Origin of the sequence: Pseudomonas sp. B16(2017), assembly GCF_002113205.1 — a bacterium.
Classification (GTDB): domain Bacteria; phylum Pseudomonadota; class Gammaproteobacteria; order Pseudomonadales; family Pseudomonadaceae; genus Aquipseudomonas; species Aquipseudomonas pharyngis.
Map to the genome: position 1 here is coordinate 196,988 of NZ_NEKA01000002.1, position 18,776 is coordinate 215,763.

The following is an 18,776-nucleotide window of genomic DNA, read 5'->3' on the forward strand; positions in this document are numbered from 1 at the left end:
TGCAAGGACTCAGCTCAATATGGAGATCGTCCCAAGGTATTTCAAGGCGCGTGGCAGATTGTCGCAATCCAGACTGTCGAGCCAGTGTAAATCTTTCCAGCTGCGCAGCCAGGTGAACTGGCGTTTGGCCAATTGGCGCGTGGCGATGATGCCCCGTTCCTGCATCTCGGCCGACGTCAGCTTGCCATCCAGGTAGTCCCAGACCTGGCGGTAGCCTACCGCACGTATAGACGGCAACCCGGCATGCAGGTCACTTCTATTACGCAGGGCTACGACCTCGTCGATGAATCCCTGTTCCAGCATATTTGTGAATCTTTGTTTAATGCGCTCGTGCAATACCTGCCGATTAGTTGGAGCAATCGCCAGGTTCGCGACAGTATAGGGCAATTGTTGCAGTCCCGATGCGGACGCTTCGGTACTTTGTACAGATTGTTTCAGCCGCAGCTCAGTCATGCTCTGACCGCTGACCCGGTAGACTTCCAGCGCACGACTCAGTCGTTGTGGATCGTTCGGATGGATGCGTGCTGCAGACTCCGGATCGATGACCGCCAACTGATCATGCAGGGCCTGCCAGCCAAGGCGTGCAGCCTCTTCTTCGATCTGCGCGCGAACCTCGGGATCGGCCGCCGGCATGTCCGCCAAACCGTCGATCAAAGCCTTGTAATAGAGCATCGTGCCGCCCACCAGCAGCGGAATTTTTCCGCGTGCGGTGATCTCGGCCATGGCCTCCAGCGCATCACGACGGAAATCCGCTGCCGAATAGGCTTCGGCCGGGTCGAGAATGTCGATCAGTCGGTGCGGAAACTCCGCCAGCAGCTCTTTGGAAGGCTTGGCGGTGCCGATGTCCATGCCACGATAGACCAGCGCCGAATCGACACTGATCAGCTCGCACGGCAGCACCTTGGTCAGCTCGATGGCCAGATCGGTCTTGCCCGCAGCGGTCGGGCCCATCAGGAAAATCGCTGGAGGAAGCTGACTCATTAACGACCGCGCAGGAACAGTTTGTCCAGATCGTCCAGGCCCAGTTGGGTCCAGGTCGGTCGGCCATGGTTGCATTGACCGCTGCGCTCGGTGTTTTCCATGTCACGCAGCAGGCCGTTCATTTCCGGCAAGGCCAGGCGGCGGTTGGCGCGGATCGCGCCGTGGCAGGCCATGGTGCCGAGCAGTTCGTTCAAATGTGCCTGGATCCGGTCGCTGGTACCGTATTCCATCAAGTCCGACAGGACATCACCGACCAGCCGGTTGGCTTCGGCCTGTTTGAGCAGGGCGGGGATTTGCCGGATCGCAAGGGTTTCCGGGCCAAGGCGCTGTAATTCAAAGCCAAGGCGCTGGAACCACGCCGCATGCTCTTCGGCGCAATCGGCCTCGCGCTGACTGACCGCCAGCGATTCCGGCACCAGCAGCGGCTGGCCGCTCAGGCCTTCGCTGGCCATGGCGATCTTCAGGCGCTCGTACATGATCCGCTCGTGAGCGGCGTGCATGTCCACCAAAACCAGGCCTTGGGCGTTCTCGGACAGAATATAAATGCCCTTGAGCTGAGCCAGCGCGTAGCCAAGCGGCGGAATGTCTTCCTGACCGGCCGGCAATGCATTGGCATTGGCCTCGGGCAGCGGCGCAAAAAACTCGCGGTACGCGGCCTGGGCCTCGGCTACCGGCACGGTCGATTGCGGACGCGGCGTGTATTGATACTGATAAGCGCCGCCAGCGCTGGCGCCCGACGAGGTATTGAACGCCGGTTGCGCCTTCGGTTGCTCCAGCAACGCATTGGCCGCCAGACGCATTTCGCCCTGCGGCCCGAATTCACCAGCTTCAAGGCCGGTCGGCCGGACGATCGCGGTGGTGACCGAACCGGCAAGCTGATCTTCCGGCCGCACATCGCCGAGGGCACGGTGCAAGGTGCCATACAGGAAGTCATGCACCATGCGCCCGTCACGGAAGCGCACTTCGTGCTTGGTCGGGTGCACGTTGACGTCGACCGCTGCCGGATCGACCTCGAAAAACAGTGCGAACGTCGGATGCCGGCCATTGAACAGCACATCGCGATAAGCCTGACGCACCGCGTGGGCCACCAGTTTGTCGCGCACCGCACGGCCGTTGACGAAGAAATACTGCAAGTCCGCCTGACTGCGGTTGAAGGTCGGCAGACCGACCCAGCCCCACAAATGCAGGCCATTGCGTTCGATCTCGATCGGCAACGCCTGCTCGAGGAAGCCTGAACCGCAGATCGCCGCCACACGCCGGGCGCGCGCCGCATCATCGTGGGCTTCGTGCAGGCTGAGGATGGTCTTGCCGTTGTGGCGCAAATGGAAAGCCACGTCGAAACGCGCCAGCGCCAGACGCTTGATCACTTCTTGCAGGTGATCGAATTCGGTTTTTTCGGTCTTGAGGAATTTGCGCCGTGCCGGTGTATTGAAGAACAGGTCACGGACTTCCACCGAAGTGCCGACCGGGTGCGCCGCTGGCTGCACGCGGGGCGCCATGTCGCGGCCTTCGGTCTCGACCTGCCAGGCCTGATCGGCGTCGCGGGTGCGCGAGGTCAGGGTCAGACGCGCCACGGAGCTGATCGAAGCCAAAGCCTCGCCCCGGAAACCCAGGCTCATCACCTGTTCAAGGTCTTCCAGGTTACGGATCTTGCTGGTGGCGTGACGGGCCAGGGCCAGCGGCAGGTCATCGGCGGAAATACCGCTGCCGTCGTCGCGCACTCGCAGCAGTTTGACACCGCCCTGCTCGACATCGACGTCGATACGCTTGGCGCCGGAGTCGAGGCTGTTTTCCAGCAGCTCCTTGATCACCGAGGCCGGGCGTTCGACCACCTCACCGGCGGCGATCTGGTTCGCCAGCCGCGGGCTGAGCAGTTCAATGCGGGCAGCGTTCAGGACCTGATTCATTCTTTGGACGCCAGTTCGGTGCCGGGAATGGTCAGGTGCTGACCGACTTTCAGATCATCGCTTTTCAGATTGTTGGCGCTGCGCAACGTGGCCGGCGAAATCTGATACCGCACGGCAATCATCGCCACGGTCTCACCCGGGCCCACCCGGTGATCACGCGGGCCCTGAGCGATCTTGCCCGAATCACGCAACCAGGCGATGTAAGTGCCCGGTGGCGGATTCTGCTGGAAGAACTGACGCACGCCGCTGCTGATCGAACGCGCCAGCGCCTGCTGGTGGCTCGCTGCCGAGAGTTTGTTCGCTTCGTTGGCGTTGGAGATGAAGCCGGTTTCCACCAGGATCGACGGGATGTCCGGCGATTTCAGCACCATGAACCCGGCCTGTTCCACGCGCTGCTTGTGCAGCGGGGTGACCCGGCCAATATTGGTCAGAACCTTCTGGCCGACGTTGAGGCTGGAGGTCAGCGAGGCGGTCATCGACAGGTCGAGCAGAACGCCGGCCAGCATGCGGTCCTTGTCGTCGAGGCTGACGTTGCCGGCACCGCCGATCAGGTCGGAACGGTTTTCGCTGTCGGCCAGCCAACGGGCGGTTTCCGAGGTGGCGCCACGATCGGACAGGGCGAACACCGACGCACCAAACGCGGCCGCAGAAGGCGCGGCGTCGGCGTGGATCGAGACAAACAGATCGGCGCCCTTCTTGCGGGCAATCTCGGTACGGCCGCGCAGCGGGATGAAGTAGTCGCCGGTACGGGTCAGTTCGGCGCGGAAGCCTTTCATGCCGTTGACCTGACGCTGCAACTCGCGGGCGATCTGCAGTACCACGTCTTTTTCGCGCTGGCCGCGAGATCCCGATGCGCCCGGGTCTTCACCGCCGTGACCGGCATCGATGACCACGATGATGTCGCGCTTGCCGGCCGGGGCCGGTGGCAGTTTGATCGCAGGTTCAGCCGGCGTGACAGGCACCGCCGGTACGGTAGCGACCGACGGCGTCGGCGCAGGCGGTGGTGCCGCGTCTGCCGGGTTGTCGAACAGATCGACCACCAGACGGTTGCCATACTGGGCGTTCGGCGCCAGCGAGAAGCTTTTCGGAGTGACCGCTTTTTTCAGGTCGATGACCACCCGCAGGTCGGTCGGCGTGCGCTGGGCCGAACGCATCGCAGTGATCGGCGTATTGGCGGTCTGCACATTGAGCGGCGCGCCGAGGGTGGCGCCGTTGATATCGATCACCAGGCGATCCGGCGCAGTCAGCGTGAAGACGCTGTGTTGCACCGGGCCTGTCAGGTCGAACACCAGTCGCGTGTTGTCCGGCGCCCGCCACAGGCGCACGCTGTTGACCTTCGTCTCGGCCACAGCGTTGACGGTTACTGCCATCAACATCAGTCCAACGGCAGCCACCAACGCGCGAAAGCGCATACCTAACCCCATCATTCAATTGGTTTCCAATGCCAAAGCGGCACACCAGGCCTCGCCGCGCGAGCCCTGGGATAAAATGGTCAGCGAACGTCCGCTGTCTTGCGGGCTAATGGTAATGGTCAGGTCAGGCTTTGGCAAAAAGCCTGCACCTTTATCGGGCCATTCGATCAGGCACAGGGCGTCGTCTTCGAAATAGTCCCGGATGCCGAGAAACTCCAGTTCCTCCGGATCGACCAGGCGATACAGGTCGAAGTGAAAAGCGCGAACGTCACCGATCTCGTAGGGCTCGACCAGCGTGAAGGTTGGACTTTTCACCGCTCCCACATGCCCCAGACCGCGAATGATGCCCCGCGACAGCGTGGTTTTGCCCATCCCGAGGTTGCCTTCGAGAAAGATCAGGCCATGGCCCTGGGTGATACGGGCGATGCGTGCGCCAAAGTCGCTCATGGCCTGTTCATCGGCCAGGTACAGGGTTACTTCAGACACGGTGCATGCTCCTCCAACAACTGACGAATGGCTGGAATCAGATCACTGGCCGCCAGCCCACGGCCGAATTTACCTTGGTGCAGACCGGCGTTGGCGTGCAGCCAGACTGCCAGACTCGCGGCGTCAAAACCGTCCATGCCCTGGGCCAGCAGCGCGCCGATCAGGCCCGCCAGCACATCGCCGAGCCCGGCAGTGGCCATCGCCGGATGGCCTTGATGACACAGCGCCAGACGACCATCGGGATGAGCAATCAAAGTGCCCGCCCCCTTGAGCACCACCACCGCTGTGTATTTTTTGCTCAATGCCAGCGCTGCCGCCGGACGATCAGCCTGCACTTCGGCGGTACTGATCCCCAATAAACGCGCTGCTTCCCCCGGATGCGGCGTGATCACGCAATCCTTGGGCAAACGGACAAAACCTGAGGCCAGCAGGTTCAGCGCATCCGCGTCCCACACCTGCGGCAGCGCTGCATTGGCGGCGGCCGACAACAGTGCCCGCCCCCAAGCGGCCTGCCCCAGCCCCGGCCCGACGACCAGCACCGACACCTTTTCCAGCAGCCCCATCAATTGATTGGCCGAAGAGGCGCCCAACGCCATGGCTTCCGGCACCCGGCTCAATGCCGCTGGTACATGTTCCGGGCGAGTCGCCAGCGATACCATCCCGGCGCCACTGCGCAGCGCGCTTTCGGTGCTCAACAGGATCGCCCCGCCAAAACCGTGATCGCCGCCGATCAGCAACACATGACCGAAACGCCCCTTGTGCGCAGCTGGCGCGCGTGCAGCCAGACGCGGAAGGTTAGTCACGTTCAGTCGGCGAGCGGCGACAGGAATGTCACTGAAGGTTTCGGCAGAGGCCTGCAGATCGTTAAACAGCAGTTCCCCGACGTGATCCGCCGCTGCGCCCGTGAACAGCCCGAGCTTCAGGCCGATGAAGGTCACGGTGAGGTCAGCGCGCACCGCATGACCTAACGCATGACCGGTGTCGGCGCACAACCCGGAAGGGATATCGACCGCGACCACTGGCAGTCCGCTGGCATTGATCGCCGCAATCGCAGAGGCATAAGGCTCACGCACCTCACCGCTCAGACCGGTGCCGAGCAACCCGTCAACGACGATTCCGCGCAACTCGCAGGAAGGATACCAGGGGGCTATCACCACGCCTTCGGCCACGGCGTCGGCATGCGCTACGGCCGCATCACCCTGCAATCGCTGCGGATCACCCACGGCCACTACCCGAACCTGCCAACCGGCCCGACGCGCCAGCGCTGCCACCAGGTAGCCGTCACCCGCGTTGTTGCCGTGCCCTGCCAGCACCGTCAATTCGTTAGCAGATGGCCAATGTCGAACCAGCGCGCGCCATGTGGCATGGGCCGCGCGCTGCATCAATTCGAAGCCCGGAGTGCCGGCAGCGATCAGCCGCGCATCGAGTGCCCGCACCTGCGTGGCGCGGTACAGCGCGTCGGGTATTTCATCTTTCGTGTGCGGCATGCGTCTTCGGGCTCCGATGTCTGGCAGAATTATACGCACCTCAGCTCCGGTTTCTCTCGCCTCATGTCCGCCATCACCACAGATCTTCCCGCCCTCGCCCGATCCATCAAGGACTGGGGCCGCGAGCTGGGCTTCCAGCAAGTGGGCATCAGCGGTCTGGATCTGGCCGAGCATGAGCAGCACCTGCAGCGCTGGCTCGAGGCCGGCTATCACGGCGAAATGGATTACATGGGCGCCCATGGCAGCAAACGCTCGCACCCTGAGGAGCTGGTGCCGGGCACCTTGCGCGTGGTGTCGCTGCGCATGGACTACCTGCCGGGCGACACACAAATGGCGCAATTGCTGGGCAAACCGGAAAAAGCCTACATTTCGCGTTATGCCTTGGGCCGCGATTATCACAAATTGATCCGTAAGCGCGTTCAACAACTGGCGGACAGGATTCAATCCGAAATCGGTCCGTTCGGTTTCCGAGCCTTCGTCGACAGCGCCCCGGTGCTGGAAAAAGCCATCGCCGAGCAGGCGGGGCTGGGCTGGATCGGCAAGAACACTCTGGTGCTCAATCGCAAGGCCGGCAGTTATTTCTTTCTCAGCGAACTGTTCGTCGATCTGCCGTTGCCGGTGGATGAACCGCACAGCACCGAACATTGCGGCCGCTGCACCGCATGCCTCGACATCTGCCCGACCAACGCTTTCGTAGGCCCCTACGTGCTGGACGCGCGACGTTGCATTTCCTACCTGACCATTGAGCTGAAAAATGCCATTCCCGAAGACCTGCGCCCGCTGATCGGCAACCGCGTGTTCGGCTGCGACGACTGCCAGATCTGCTGCCCGTGGAACCGCTTCGCCAAACCCTCTGGCGAAAGCGATTTCAAGCCACGGCACAACCTCGACAATGCCGAACTGGCAGAACTGTTTTTGTGGGATGAAGAGAAGTTTTTGAGCAGCACTGAAGGATCGCCCTTGCGGCGTGCCGGGTATGAGCGCTGGTTAAGGAATCTGGCGGTGGGGCTGGGCAATGCGCCTTCAACGATTCCCGTGCTGGAAGCATTGAAGGCACGACGGGATTATCCGTCAGCGTTGGTCAGGGAGCATGTGGAGTGGGCGCTGGAACGGCACTCCCGACCTTCAGACCCATAAGGATGAGCCAAGTTTTACCTGCGCGTTGTATCAATGGTTTTAGCGGTTTTCATCATCGTGTTGGTCTGCCCGTCGGACAAATGGCCGCCCGCCTGCAAGACTTTGCAAACTCTCTGCTTACTGTCCTCTATAAAGTAAATACGCTCCCCACGTCCTTTCGTACTCGCAAAAAAAACATGCGACACTTTTCTTCCACTGCCGATGGGTCCGAATTCCTCGTACAGCATCCCGGACTCCGCGGCTGCCTGGCTGGCGGACATATTGCTTTCCACGTTTTGGTAGAATCTTTCAGCCATTTCCTCCCTGGCATCAGTGGAGATATAGCTTTTCTTGGCTTTCTGCAATTGCCAGGGTTGAACCGCCACTTCCTCCGAGGGCGCCTTGGCTTTTTTGGCTGCTGCCTTGGCGCCTTTTCCACCCGCCTTCAAATATTGCGCGGCGTTGCCTGCCCCCTTGCTACTGAGTCCTTGGCTATAGGCTGAAACCAACTTATTGCCAGCATTCAAAGCAGCTCTTGCACCAGCCGCCAGACCTGCACCGAGCGAAGCCAGCCCAAGACCGAAACTGATCCAGCCCAGTATCTCACCTGCTTGAGAACCCGGTGCCACCTCATTGGTCACCTCACTGGCAATACCCGCCAAGCCTGAGGCAACGGCCAGCCCCAATGCCGCCGCTGCCAATGGCGTTGCCGCGCCCATCGTCAGCACGCTGGCAACAACTCCGAGAACGCCGAGCCCGATGCCCAGGATCGATTGCCAGGATATATGCCCGGTAGGGTCGACACGATTGACAGGATCGCCCAGGCAATAACTGTAGGCATTCAATCCGCCCGCGCCGAACGGACTCATGCTGTCCGGGGCAAGAAAACGCATCAGTGTCGGACTATAGGCTCTGTAACCGTTACCCAGAAGATACAGCCCGGTAACGGGATCCAGCTGCTCGCCGTTGAACCCCGCCAGACTGAACAAACCACCTTCGGCTGGACGACGCCCGTAAGGGCTGTAGGCGCAATCGGTGAGCTGTTCCTTGCCCAGCGTTGCCAGCACACTTTGCTGCTGATCGGTGCCGAACAGCTGCGTACCGGCGTTCAAACCGAGCTGCAGTTGCCCCACAAGCGCTCCACCGTGACGCACGATACTGGATGAGTTTTCACCACTCACCTCATTGGCGACCCGGCCTGCGCGGTAGTAACGCTGCGCAGTTGCCTTATCGGGTTGCGACAGTTCAACCAGATCGTCGAAACCGTCGTAATGATAGCCGCGAATGACTGATCCCCCTGCGCTGGACAACTGCTCAAGACGTCCGAATGCGTCGTAGGCCAGAGTTCGCGCCTGGTCGTCCTTGATCATCCTGCCATTGGCGTCGTATTCCAGCGTCACTGCGGGCGGATAGTCGGCATGAGAATGCTTGACTGCGCTGAGTTGTACAGGATCGGGATTGTCATAACTGAAGGTGGTCAGATTCACGCCCAGTGGGAACTTGGTCTGTACGGTAAGAATGTTATCCAGCGCATCGAAGGTGAACGTCTGCTGGAGAATTTCCTTGCCATACGGATCGCGAGGCTTTTGGGTGCCGGCACAGTCGTACTGGATCAGACGCCCGCGCACATCGTAGGTAAATTGTTCATCACGCAAAATTTGCGTGCCACGCCTGGACACTTTCTGCGCCAGTTTGCCGGCAAGCGTATAAGTCGATTCCAGCGTCTGGTCGGGCTGCCCCTTGATCTCGAATGTACGGCGGATTTCACGACCGATATCGTCATAGGCAAACCGGGTGATCAACTGCCGCTTGATCGACGTTTCTTCGGCTTTCGTCCAGTCCAGCATTCCCGTCTGGGTGTCGTAATGGAATTCGGTTTTCAGCGTGCCCTGCGAGTCCGATAGCAGGCGGCCATACTGATCGTATTCGGATGTGCTTTCGGCTCCGAGTACATCGACATGGGCGATGGGTCGCCCCTGCAGGGACCAGGTACTGGAAGTTGCTTTCGTGATCGCGCCGAAGGTCGTTGTTTCTGACTTGAGGCGTCCGGAGGGGTAATAGTTAAAACTGCGCTCCTTGCCATTTTCATTACAGGTCAAGGGATTGCCACTGGGGTCATAAGTCATGGTCGTGACCAGTTCCCCTGCCTTGCGCTCAGTCAGCAGACCACCCAAATCGCGCAAATATGTGAATTCGGTTTTTTTGCCATCAGCACTCTTGTGCCACTGTGGCTGAGTAAAGCCCGCTTCATAACCCGCCTCGGACTTTCGTCCGCCGACGGTACTTTGTATCAAACGATCCAGGCCATCATAAGTTTTCTGTCCCAGCACTTTGTCACCGACCTTGATGCTGATCGGTAGCCCTTCATCGCTATGTTCGGCGTAATCGGCCACCACCACACTGGCGTCTGGCAGGACAGTGCGAATTATCCGGTCAAAAACGTCGTACTCATATCGAGTGGTATTGCCGACAGGATCTGTCTCGCTGGTTGTGCGCCCGAACCCGTCATAGGTGTAAACGGTTTTGCCAAGACTCCTGTTCTTCAGATTGAAGCTCTCGATGGTGAGCGGTTTACCGAAGTCATTGACGTGGGTGATTGTTTTGCCCATCCCCTGGAGCCAATTGGTTTGCTGGCGAAGGACCGGATCGATCTCGCTGTGTTCGACACGCCCATCAGCATGCAGCGTCTTGTTGACCTGGCCCCAGGAATCGAATTCGTAGCAGGTGCTGACCGGATAAGGCTTGCCATCACGCCAGTCGGTCAGCGTCACTTGCACCTTGTGACCGACCGAATCGTGCAGGGCAGAATAAAGCGTGCGAGTCGGGATAAGCCCGTCCTTGTCGGGATGGTCACAGTCCTTTTCCTGAACGGTGATCACCCGCTGCATACCGTCACAGGAGACTTTTTGCTCGCCTCCGACAGGATCCGTGGTCACCATGGTGGCCGGCTGCTGCTTGCTGGCAGCAAGATAAACCCACCGGGTAGCAGCCATATAAGGGGTGCCGGAAGCAACCGTTTTGCACACGACTCGGCCGATTGCGTCGTATTCATGTTCGATGTGCTCGCCATCGACACCGACTTCAGACGTCTGTAATCCGGTCAACGTCGAGAGCACTTTCTCACGGGTCTGCACCGCGCCGTCAAATCCGCGTGTGCTGGACTTGACCCGCAACCTGTCACCTTCAAGTTCATAGGAAAATTCGGTCGAGGTTTTTTTATCATTCAGGGTGATACTTTGCTCTTTTGTGGCCCCGTGCCTAAGTGGGTCCTTTGGCGAGTTCAGATAACTGCGTTCAGTTTTCGAACGCAAGACTTCAACACCATCCACAACTTCAAAAAAACGCTCCCCAACCGGTAATACGAAGGCCAACTCCGCGCCTTCCAATGCGGGATGCAAGGCATGGTCGTAGTACGTGACTGTCGAGGCGCCACCCTCCGCGGCAGCGCTGACCGTCCTCTTTTTCGGGAACCTGGAGAAACCCAGCGGATCCTCCGGGCAATTATCTCCACCGCTTACCGGATAAAATTCCGTCGAAGTCATCACGCCACTTGGCTCAACATACTTGAGCAAGTTGCCTTCGTGATCGAACTCGGTGACGGTGGTTTCAACGCGTTGCCGCTGGGTGCGCCGATCGAGGTGAGTCACCGTTTGGATTTTCGGCATGCGGAACTGAGCCAACTGCTCATTGAAAGGTCTGGTGACGGAACAGTGATACTCCGTGGCGATAGTGACCTGGGCGTCGCCACAGGTTGTAACCTCAGCCACCAACAGATGAAACTTGTTGTAAGTGCGTTTAATCCGAGTATGTACTTTGCCGTTTACCAACAACTGCTCGTCCGAGGTGTAGACATAATTGCCGGGCGCCAGATAGAGCGGATCCAGATCATTATCCTTGGCCGGGAGGAGGCCCTGCCCAAGGAAGTTGTGATCGGAGTACGTGTAGCTTTTGCAGAGTCTGGGTTGATCGCGCCCAGGGTAGGTGTCGTGAGCGATAACAAACGGCAGTGTCTGTTCCACGCCATTCACGAAGCTATGACCGTGGCGCTTGTAGCGAATGATTTCGATGCCGCGCAATGGATTGACGACGCGGTGCAAATAGCAGGCCTTATCGATAACTTCATATTCCAGCTCCCAACCTTTACCGACCGGAAGCTCAATCGCCGTTACCCGAGCGTTCTTCAAAATCAACTTGTAGGCGGAACTGGATGAGGTATCAGGATGCCGGGTCAATGTGACTTGTCCAGCATTGCGTGTGATTCTCAACAGGCATCGTTTGTCGTCACGGACCTCGCTCAACCTGGGGTACTGGTTGAACAACTCGTGCTTCAACGAAATGCTTACACCGTTCGCGGCGATTATTTTTTCCGCTACAGCGACTTGAGTGCCAGCCAGGACTTTTAGCAGCTCACGCCGACCATCCTTGTATCGAACTTCATAGCGCCCTGCTCCAGTGACTGACACCTTTGCCGTTTGCAGTTTCATTTCCTTGAACTTCAGACCGGTAGACGTCTCGACAGCCTTGTAACGCTCGCCGTTGGACAATGTCATGATTTTGCTGCGCACGTCATAATTTGTCACGGTCAACGACCAGCCAATGCCAAAACCGGAGTCCGCCTGATTGAGCGGATTGAAGCCCATTGAAAGTGCAAGCTCAGGGCCATTGAGGTCCGCCGAGTGCAACTTTCCCAACGAAAAGGAACACGTGTACATGCCCGTGCGCGGATCAACGCCCCCGGAAACAAATTCACCGAAGTTAAAAGCGTTTGAATGAACAGCGGAAGATAAATTACTTTCCATAGAAAAAATCTCCTTTATTCCAGATGAAGATAGGGACAAGCCAGGTTGACCAGCTAAAAATCGCTGGCCGCATCGCAAAATCAGTTGACGTTTTTCATTGGCCGCCTGGAAGCACTCAGAATAAAAGCGCGCTGCTCTTTATCACCGTCGATACACAGTCTGTGTTCCGTACCAAATTCATTAATCACGGCAAACTCAAATGCATCTTCGCTTTCTCGTCCTACTTGCAGGTCCGCGGAAGTATATTGAATCAACGTCAACTGTCCGGGCACGTTGTTAATCGGCGCGTGCATAGTGCCAACGGGACTGCGAAACGTTGCTTTCAACCCGTAGATGGGTGCCATATAGCCGTAAAAATTTCTGCGTCCATCCCGAGTTCCGGGAATATTTCCGGACGCATAGACCTGTACCGCATCTTCGGAATCATAAGGATCAAGTTTCACCTCGCTGCTGTACCAGTCAAGCAGGTGAATTTGCCTGCCCTCCGCATTCAGTCCTATATGAAAACTTTGAAGCCAGTCATAACGCACCTTCTGCTGTTTTGCACCATATTCGCTGAACGTAAAGCTCTTCAACGAATAGTTCTTAGGCGGAACTGCCTCCAGCGTAACACTGCTGTCAAAGCCAACTCCGTTACTTCGCAATAACACCCCATCCATGACAATTTCGGCGGCCACTTCCATGATTCCGGGCTTGCTTGCCGAAACCCAAAACTGGAAAATCTGCACCGGATCAGAGTCGTCACTTATCCGGTTGTGCGTGGCACGTGGAACTTCGGCAATCCGCGGTGCACCGCCTGACATTTCATGGGCGTAACGATTTTCCTGCAGCGATACACTCCAGCCCCCCTCAAGAGGCCGCGCACCGTTATAGGCGATCAACCTCAATGACTGTAACGCGGGATGCCCATACAGGGATGCGCCATCGCCATTGTTATCGATCCCGTGCAGTAGCACCAACACTCGCACCTGCATGCGACCGTTGGCGTAAAGCACTTTATGCTGGCCAGACCGTGTGGCGTCGAGTTTTACCTCAATACGGGAAATACCAATTTGCTCATCAAACATTTAACAATACCTTGCTGATTAATAGTTTCGCCCTTAAAGGACTTAGCAAAGTATTGAGGTGCTATTTAAATAAAAACAGCCACGACATTCGACAAATTATTAGCAAGCAATATTTCAACATCACCACTAACAATTCACACAGGTGCTAATACACTCAAAAAAAACACGCAACTCACATGAAGCGAATTTTATGACACTGCTCCTGCTCCTTTGATTCCAGCACTCAACGAGTCCTGCCCCCTCCTGACCTCAACCGCACAGAGTCAGAAGGGGAGCCACAAAGCCGTTGATTCTTTTCAGATTATGTTAGGTAAACGAAGAAACCGTTACTTCCACCAACATTCAATCACTGTCTGAACCTGTCGAGAACCCGCTTTCTATAGATTCACTATCGGAGTCAGAGTCTGAGGCCAACTCATCCATCTGAATTTCCACCTTTCGATCCATACTGGAGTTTTCAAGATACTCATTGATCCGTTGTCTCGTTGCGTCACTCAGCGGATTATTCGATAAACCAACGAACAGATCCTGTGTATCTGGGATCTCGAACAATTCATATCCCACGTCGGAAATATTATTATCATGCAATGCCACGACCCCAAGTTTCCTGAGCGAACCCATACCTGAAGGAATGTTGGAAAGATTTGCATTGCTCAGCATCAATCCGGTTAAACCCGACATGAAGCCTACATGCGGAGCAATTGTCAGAGGGTTGTTTGCCAGATTCAATCGGGTCAGCGTTTCGATTCTGGACAGCCCTTCAACTGTGACCTCGGATAATTTTAGCGAGCATCCGTCCAGCGTAAGCTCCCTTAACTGGCGCAGTTGAAATATTCCTGACGGGAATTCCTCCATTTTTATGCGAACGACTCCCAAACACTCAAGATTGGGAAAGCTGTCAAGAAATGCACCTATCCGTGCGCCTGGTTCATTTGCGGTCAATATCAACTCAGTTATATGCTCAAAACGGGTGGACAATCCTGGCAACTCACCCGAAAAATCGACATAGTGAGAAAAATGATGCGCTCCCTCCTCCCATGTCGAGACCGACTTGCGTTGCCAGATATCTTGCAATTTTGCGCTGAACTGCTCACGAGCCTGGCGTCTGTCGGCGGGTGTCGGCGCGACTTGTGTTTCCGACGTCTGCCCATGGGGTGGAACCCCGTCAGCAGTCCAAGTCGCCAATTCGTCACGCAACGTCGCAAGCTCTGTCTCCAGGCGAAACAAAACGCCTGATGGATCACTTTTCAAACGCTCGTTGATAAACGTCGTCACTTCCTCATCCTTTAGCTGCGGATAAAGATCACGTACGCGGTCTGTAACAGATTTTGCCGGAAGCGGGTTGTTATCGGCTCCGCCTCGCAACCCTCCCGTTTGTCTGTATTGCACGGCGGCGGGAGCGACAGCCCCCGGAAGCGGCGCAAGCCCCAGAGCTTCGCTCACAACCTGGCGCGGCGGCAGCGGTTGTGCACGAATCAGATGCTGCAGCGCTTGCCCTCCTCCCTCCGTCACACCGAACGCCTGGCGTTGCTCGGGGTGCAACAGTCCCCAGACTGTCGAATAAAGATCGCCTTCAACCGTTGACGACAGGCCCTCGGTGCTGTGGATAACATAGCCTGCGTCCTGCCGAATCAGAACGTGATGGAATGGCGTACGGACACCGCCGATACCGTCCTCCACCAAACCCTGGCGGATCTCGATACGAACGTTTTGCGGCCAACCGGCAAGATGCTCGATCATATGCATCGCCAGTCGGTCACTGTCCAGGCTGGATACCGAATCCAGATATAAACCTTCACAGGCTCTGGCCAGACGAAAATCGCGCAGCGCTACCAGCGCTTCTTCTGCCATTGACCGCGTCATTCCCGGTTTGTCATGCATGTGCAGCCGATCGGCAGCACTTGCATCGCGCCACAATGCCTGGGCCAATGCCTTGGGCATGTCAGGAAAAATCCGCCGCATCTGCAACGTATTTTCATCACAGTCGAGTTCGAACGCGTGCTCACTATCCTGAAAGAGGGCGTTACGATCCCGTCGCGCGCTTCGCCCGACAAGATCGCCCTCGCGCAACCGCACAAGAGCCAGAAGATGCGGATCGATCCGGGCCCGCAACAACGGATCGGGTTGGTGCATGTAGGTGAAGAGTTCCCGGATTTTCTGATCGAGGCGGAAGCGCCTGACGGTGTCATGCAACAAGTCCAGTGACCAGGGGTAAAAACGGGGATCGCGCACCAGCGCTTCACCCATACCACTTGCTGCAACGATGCGTGCAATCGTGACATCGAAAAAATCGTCGACTGGATGCCCCATGGAGCGCAGCAGTTCAGCCGTTCGCTCCCGCAACGAATTGAGCCTTGCCACGTGATCAGGCGAGTCGCTGTTGTCCCGCGCCAGCCATAACCGTCCTTCGCCGTCAGGTTTCAGTAACGGGCCGGAGGGGTTGAGTTCACGGGCTAGTGTGGCGCGAAAAAGCCCACTCTCGGCATCCCGTGCCACTTGCACGAAATGGACATCGTCTACAGCGACGTACTGGCGTTGCTTGAACAGGCGGATGCCCTGCGCATCGGGCTCGCCGAGGCTTCGGGGTGTGGGTATCCAGTAATCTGCCAGCGAAGGCGTAGCAGCAAGCGCCGCAAACTCGTCGATCGCGGATAACATCGAGCTCACCTTCACACCGACCGTCTGCGACATTGCGACCTGTTCAGTCACACGGCTGGAAGATTGCGACGGATCCAGAAGATACGACTGGGTCAAATGCGGTATTGATGGAGGGGGGGACGGTGGCCGATAAGTACCATCTCCACTGGATTCGGGTGTTCTGTTTGGAGTGGGTACAGGTTTGACCTTTGGCGGTTTGCCAGCCATGAATGCTCATCCTCAGTTGTCGTCGCGTTGCCCCCCATCACTGAAGGAGCAACGCCAGAAAGAGGTAAAAGCACAGTACGTGCTATTACCCGAGATTGAAAATCACAGCTTATTGGCAAGTGCAGGCAAAACAGCATAGATATCTACTACACCCGGCAAACCTGCAGAAAAGAAGCCAGTCATCAGCCTCGTTCCAGATAGATGTTGCGCTCATGAAAGTTCATGCGCAGCGCCAGCCTGTGCTCTGTGCCGTATTCATCAATGGCGAGTAAGTAAAGTTTATTTCCGTACTTTAGTTTACCTCTCTGCGCATCCGAGTATTCGGACAGGCCTTGCACGACGGTCAGTTCTCCGTCGCTCCGAGTATCTACCTTGTAATGTGCATGATTCCATGTATGGGCGTCCGGAAAAACAGTGAATACAAAAGGATCTCCTCTATCCGGCAAGGTCACGCTCACACTTTTTTCTTCAGGGCGAACAAGAATGGCTTCCATATAATTGGTTTGTGATTCATTAAGTCTGTTGCCGCCCGCAAAGTTATGGTTAACGCCCTTTTCTACTCCGTCCACAACCCAATCCACCAATTTGACCTGCTGCCCCCGCGGATACAGCCCCAAACGATAATTCCAGATGCGATTGCCGGGCATCTCGTCGCCCTGCCGGGTTTGATACCAACGAAACTCGTCTATGGAGTACCCCACAGGCGTTTGTGCTTCGATAGTTACGCTGCTGTCATGAACGCTGAAAAGGGTGGATCCGTTAGTGAGAATCCTCACACCGTTCAGCGACAGACGTGCACCGATCCGGGTGGTTCCGGCGCTCGATGAGGATACCCAGAAGGTGCGTACCTGAGGATGGACGCTGTCATACTCAAGAACCTCGTCGCGAACCTCTTCTGCCATGTATGAAGGTCGCTGCTCAAGGGTAAATTGCCCTTGCACAGTGCTCGCGACCCAGCCATCAGACAACGTCTTGCCAGTGCTGTAATGGATCAGTTCTATGCTTTCCATGACGTCTGCAGGCACGTGCATGGCGTTTCCGTCCGCGTCTACCCCGGACACCAGCACTTGCACTTTCAGCTGCATTCGGCCGTTAGCGAACAACGACTTGCTTCGAGTACTGTCGCTGGCATCGAACTTGACATTCACAAGTGCAAGGCCTGCAAGATTGGGCAGATTGGTTTGCTGATCGGGTGTAGCGTCCATGCTTTCGCTCATAGTCTATTCCGTTGAAGAGTTAATTTAATATTGGCATCGAATATGCCAAGAAAAAATTACAGACCTTTCAAACAAACAGCAAAGCGAAAGATGTAAGAAATATACACTTGCAACGCCTTAAGCCGCTGACAGACTTATCCGGCAATGCACTGACTTTCAGCATCAAGTATCAATGCTCATCGTTATAAACGAACTTCGGCATTTCCCAATGAAAACGGATCGCAAGGAGGCGTAACAAAAAACCACCAAACAGAGTGATCAGAATGGCTTGTTCGCCTGGCACACTTAAATAAAGACACAGCATGTAGCACCACGCTGCAGCGAACGAGACACTCGCATAAAGTTCGCGCCGAAAAATCAGCGGAATATCGTTGCAGAAAATGTCGCGCAGGATACCGCCGAATACCCCGGTGATAACGCCGCTGACCGAGGCCACCAACATGCCGTGGCCCATTTCCAGGGCGGTCATGCAGCCGATCAGGGTGAACGCCACAAGACCCACCGCGTCGAGCACCAGAAACAGCGAACGCAGGTGACGCATCCACCGTGCGGTGAACACGGTGATCATCGCCGCGATCGTGGTCAGCACCAGGTACTCCGGGTGTTTGACCCAAGTCAGCGGGTAGTGCCCGAGCAGCACATCGCGCACCGAACCGCCGCCCAACGCCGTGACGCAGGCAATCAGCACCACGCCGAACCAGTCCATGCCGCGACGGCCCGCAGACAGGGCGCCGGTCATGGCTTCGGCAGTAATGGCGACGAGATAGAGCATCAGCAACATGGTGGCGATCCTGGCAGGAAGGCGCGCAGTCTACTCACTTCGCCGAGGCACCAAAAGAGGGCGCCCCGGCGTGGGTGCCTATCTCAGAACTTGATGAAATGCTTGCGGTAGTGCTGCAGCTCGGCGATGGATTCGCGGATGTCGTCCAGCGCCAGGTGAGTGCTGCCCTTCTTGAAGCTGTCACGCACGTCCGGCGCCCAGCGCGCGGCCAGTTCCTTGAGCGTGGACACGTCCAGGTTGCGGTAGTGGAAGTAGCTTTCCAGCGACTTCATGTGGGTATAAAGGAAGCGGCGATCCTGGCAGATGCTGTTGCCACAGATCGGCGACTTGCCCTTCGGCACCCACTTTTCGAGGAAGGCGATGGTTTCAGCCTCGGCCTCGGCCATGCTGATGTGGCTGTCGCGTACGCGCTGGGTCAGGCCGGAGTTGCCGTGGGTGCGGGTATTCCACTCATCCATGCGGGCGAGGACTTCGTCGCTGTGGTGGATGGCGATCACCGGGCCCTCGGCCAGGGTGTTCAGGTCACTGTCGGTGACGATGGTGGCCATTTCGATGATGACGTCGTTTTCCGGATCCAGACCGGTCATTTCGAGGTCGATCCAGATCAGATTCTGCGGGTTTTGCATTTTTCGGCTCCTGAGCAATGCTGCGCAGTTTA

General features: G+C 57.2%; 12 protein-coding genes. 1 reads left to right on the plus strand and 11 read right to left on the minus strand.

The window, feature by feature from the left end:
* Nucleotides 1-9 precede the first annotated feature (9 nt).
* From miaA to CAG25_RS03650, 5 genes are read right to left on the minus strand one after another with little or no spacing between them, the layout of a single operon-like run.
* Nucleotides 10-981: a tRNA (adenosine(37)-N6)-dimethylallyltransferase MiaA gene (gene miaA / locus CAG25_RS03630; RefSeq protein ID WP_085611059.1), complete on the minus strand. Its 972-nt coding sequence runs from the start codon at nucleotides 979-981 to the stop codon at nucleotides 10-12.
* Nucleotides 981-2,888 carry a DNA mismatch repair endonuclease MutL gene (gene mutL, locus CAG25_RS03635; protein WP_085611060.1) on the minus strand — a complete coding sequence of 636 codons (1,908 nt, stop codon included), beginning with the start codon at nucleotides 2,886-2,888 and terminating at the stop codon, nucleotides 981-983. Before mutL ends, miaA begins: the two co-directional genes overlap by 1 nt.
* Entirely contained in the window at nucleotides 2,885-4,264 is a 1,380-nt protein-coding gene (locus CAG25_RS03640; RefSeq protein ID WP_371857703.1) for an N-acetylmuramoyl-L-alanine amidase, read from the minus strand. Before CAG25_RS03640 ends, mutL begins: the two co-directional genes overlap by 4 nt.
* 51 nt (nucleotides 4,265-4,315) lie before the next feature.
* On the minus strand, nucleotides 4,316-4,786 hold the full coding sequence (tsaE, locus tag CAG25_RS03645) for a tRNA (adenosine(37)-N6)-threonylcarbamoyltransferase complex ATPase subunit type 1 TsaE (protein WP_007950729.1): 471 nt from the start codon (nucleotides 4,784-4,786) through the stop codon (nucleotides 4,316-4,318).
* Entirely contained in the window at nucleotides 4,774-6,273 is a 1,500-nt protein-coding gene (locus CAG25_RS03650) for an NAD(P)H-hydrate dehydratase (RefSeq protein ID WP_085611061.1), read from the minus strand. The genes tsaE and CAG25_RS03650 overlap by 13 nt, the downstream gene beginning before the upstream one ends.
* Nucleotides 6,274-6,336: 63 nt before the next feature.
* Between CAG25_RS03650 and queG the strand changes: the two genes are divergently transcribed.
* A complete protein-coding gene (gene queG, locus CAG25_RS03655) occupies nucleotides 6,337-7,410 on the plus strand; it encodes a tRNA epoxyqueuosine(34) reductase QueG (protein ID WP_085611062.1) in 1,074 nt (357 codons plus the stop codon).
* A 14-nt stretch (nucleotides 7,411-7,424) separates the two neighbouring features.
* Here queG and CAG25_RS03660 read toward each other — a convergent pair whose 3' ends face one another.
* The 6 genes from CAG25_RS03660 to orn all read right to left on the minus strand — a co-directional run bounded on the left by CAG25_RS03660 (nucleotide 7,425) and on the right by orn (nucleotide 18,744).
* Nucleotides 7,425-12,188, minus strand: coding sequence for an RHS repeat domain-containing protein (locus CAG25_RS03660; protein WP_085611063.1), 4,764 nt, complete (start codon nucleotides 12,186-12,188; stop codon nucleotides 7,425-7,427).
* 80 nt (nucleotides 12,189-12,268) lie between these two features.
* Complete coding sequence (locus CAG25_RS03665) at nucleotides 12,269-13,255, minus strand: hypothetical protein (protein WP_085611064.1); 987 nt, start codon at nucleotides 13,253-13,255, stop codon at nucleotides 12,269-12,271.
* Between the two features lie 342 nt (nucleotides 13,256-13,597).
* A complete protein-coding gene (locus tag CAG25_RS03670) occupies nucleotides 13,598-15,913 on the minus strand; it encodes a leucine-rich repeat domain-containing protein (protein ID WP_143492879.1) in 2,316 nt (771 codons plus the stop codon).
* A 389-nt stretch (nucleotides 15,914-16,302) separates the two neighbouring features.
* Entirely contained in the window at nucleotides 16,303-17,337 is a 1,035-nt protein-coding gene (locus CAG25_RS03675; RefSeq protein WP_085611066.1) for a hypothetical protein, read from the minus strand.
* Nucleotides 17,338-17,506: 169 nt separating this feature from the next.
* Nucleotides 17,507-18,118 carry a trimeric intracellular cation channel family protein gene (locus CAG25_RS03680; protein WP_085611067.1) on the minus strand — a complete coding sequence of 204 codons (612 nt, stop codon included), beginning with the start codon at nucleotides 18,116-18,118 and terminating at the stop codon, nucleotides 17,507-17,509.
* Nucleotides 18,119-18,201: 83 nt separating this feature from the next.
* On the minus strand, nucleotides 18,202-18,744 hold the full coding sequence (gene orn, locus CAG25_RS03685) for an oligoribonuclease (protein ID WP_085611068.1): 543 nt from the start codon (nucleotides 18,742-18,744) through the stop codon (nucleotides 18,202-18,204).
* Nucleotides 18,745-18,776: the final 32 nt, after the last annotated feature.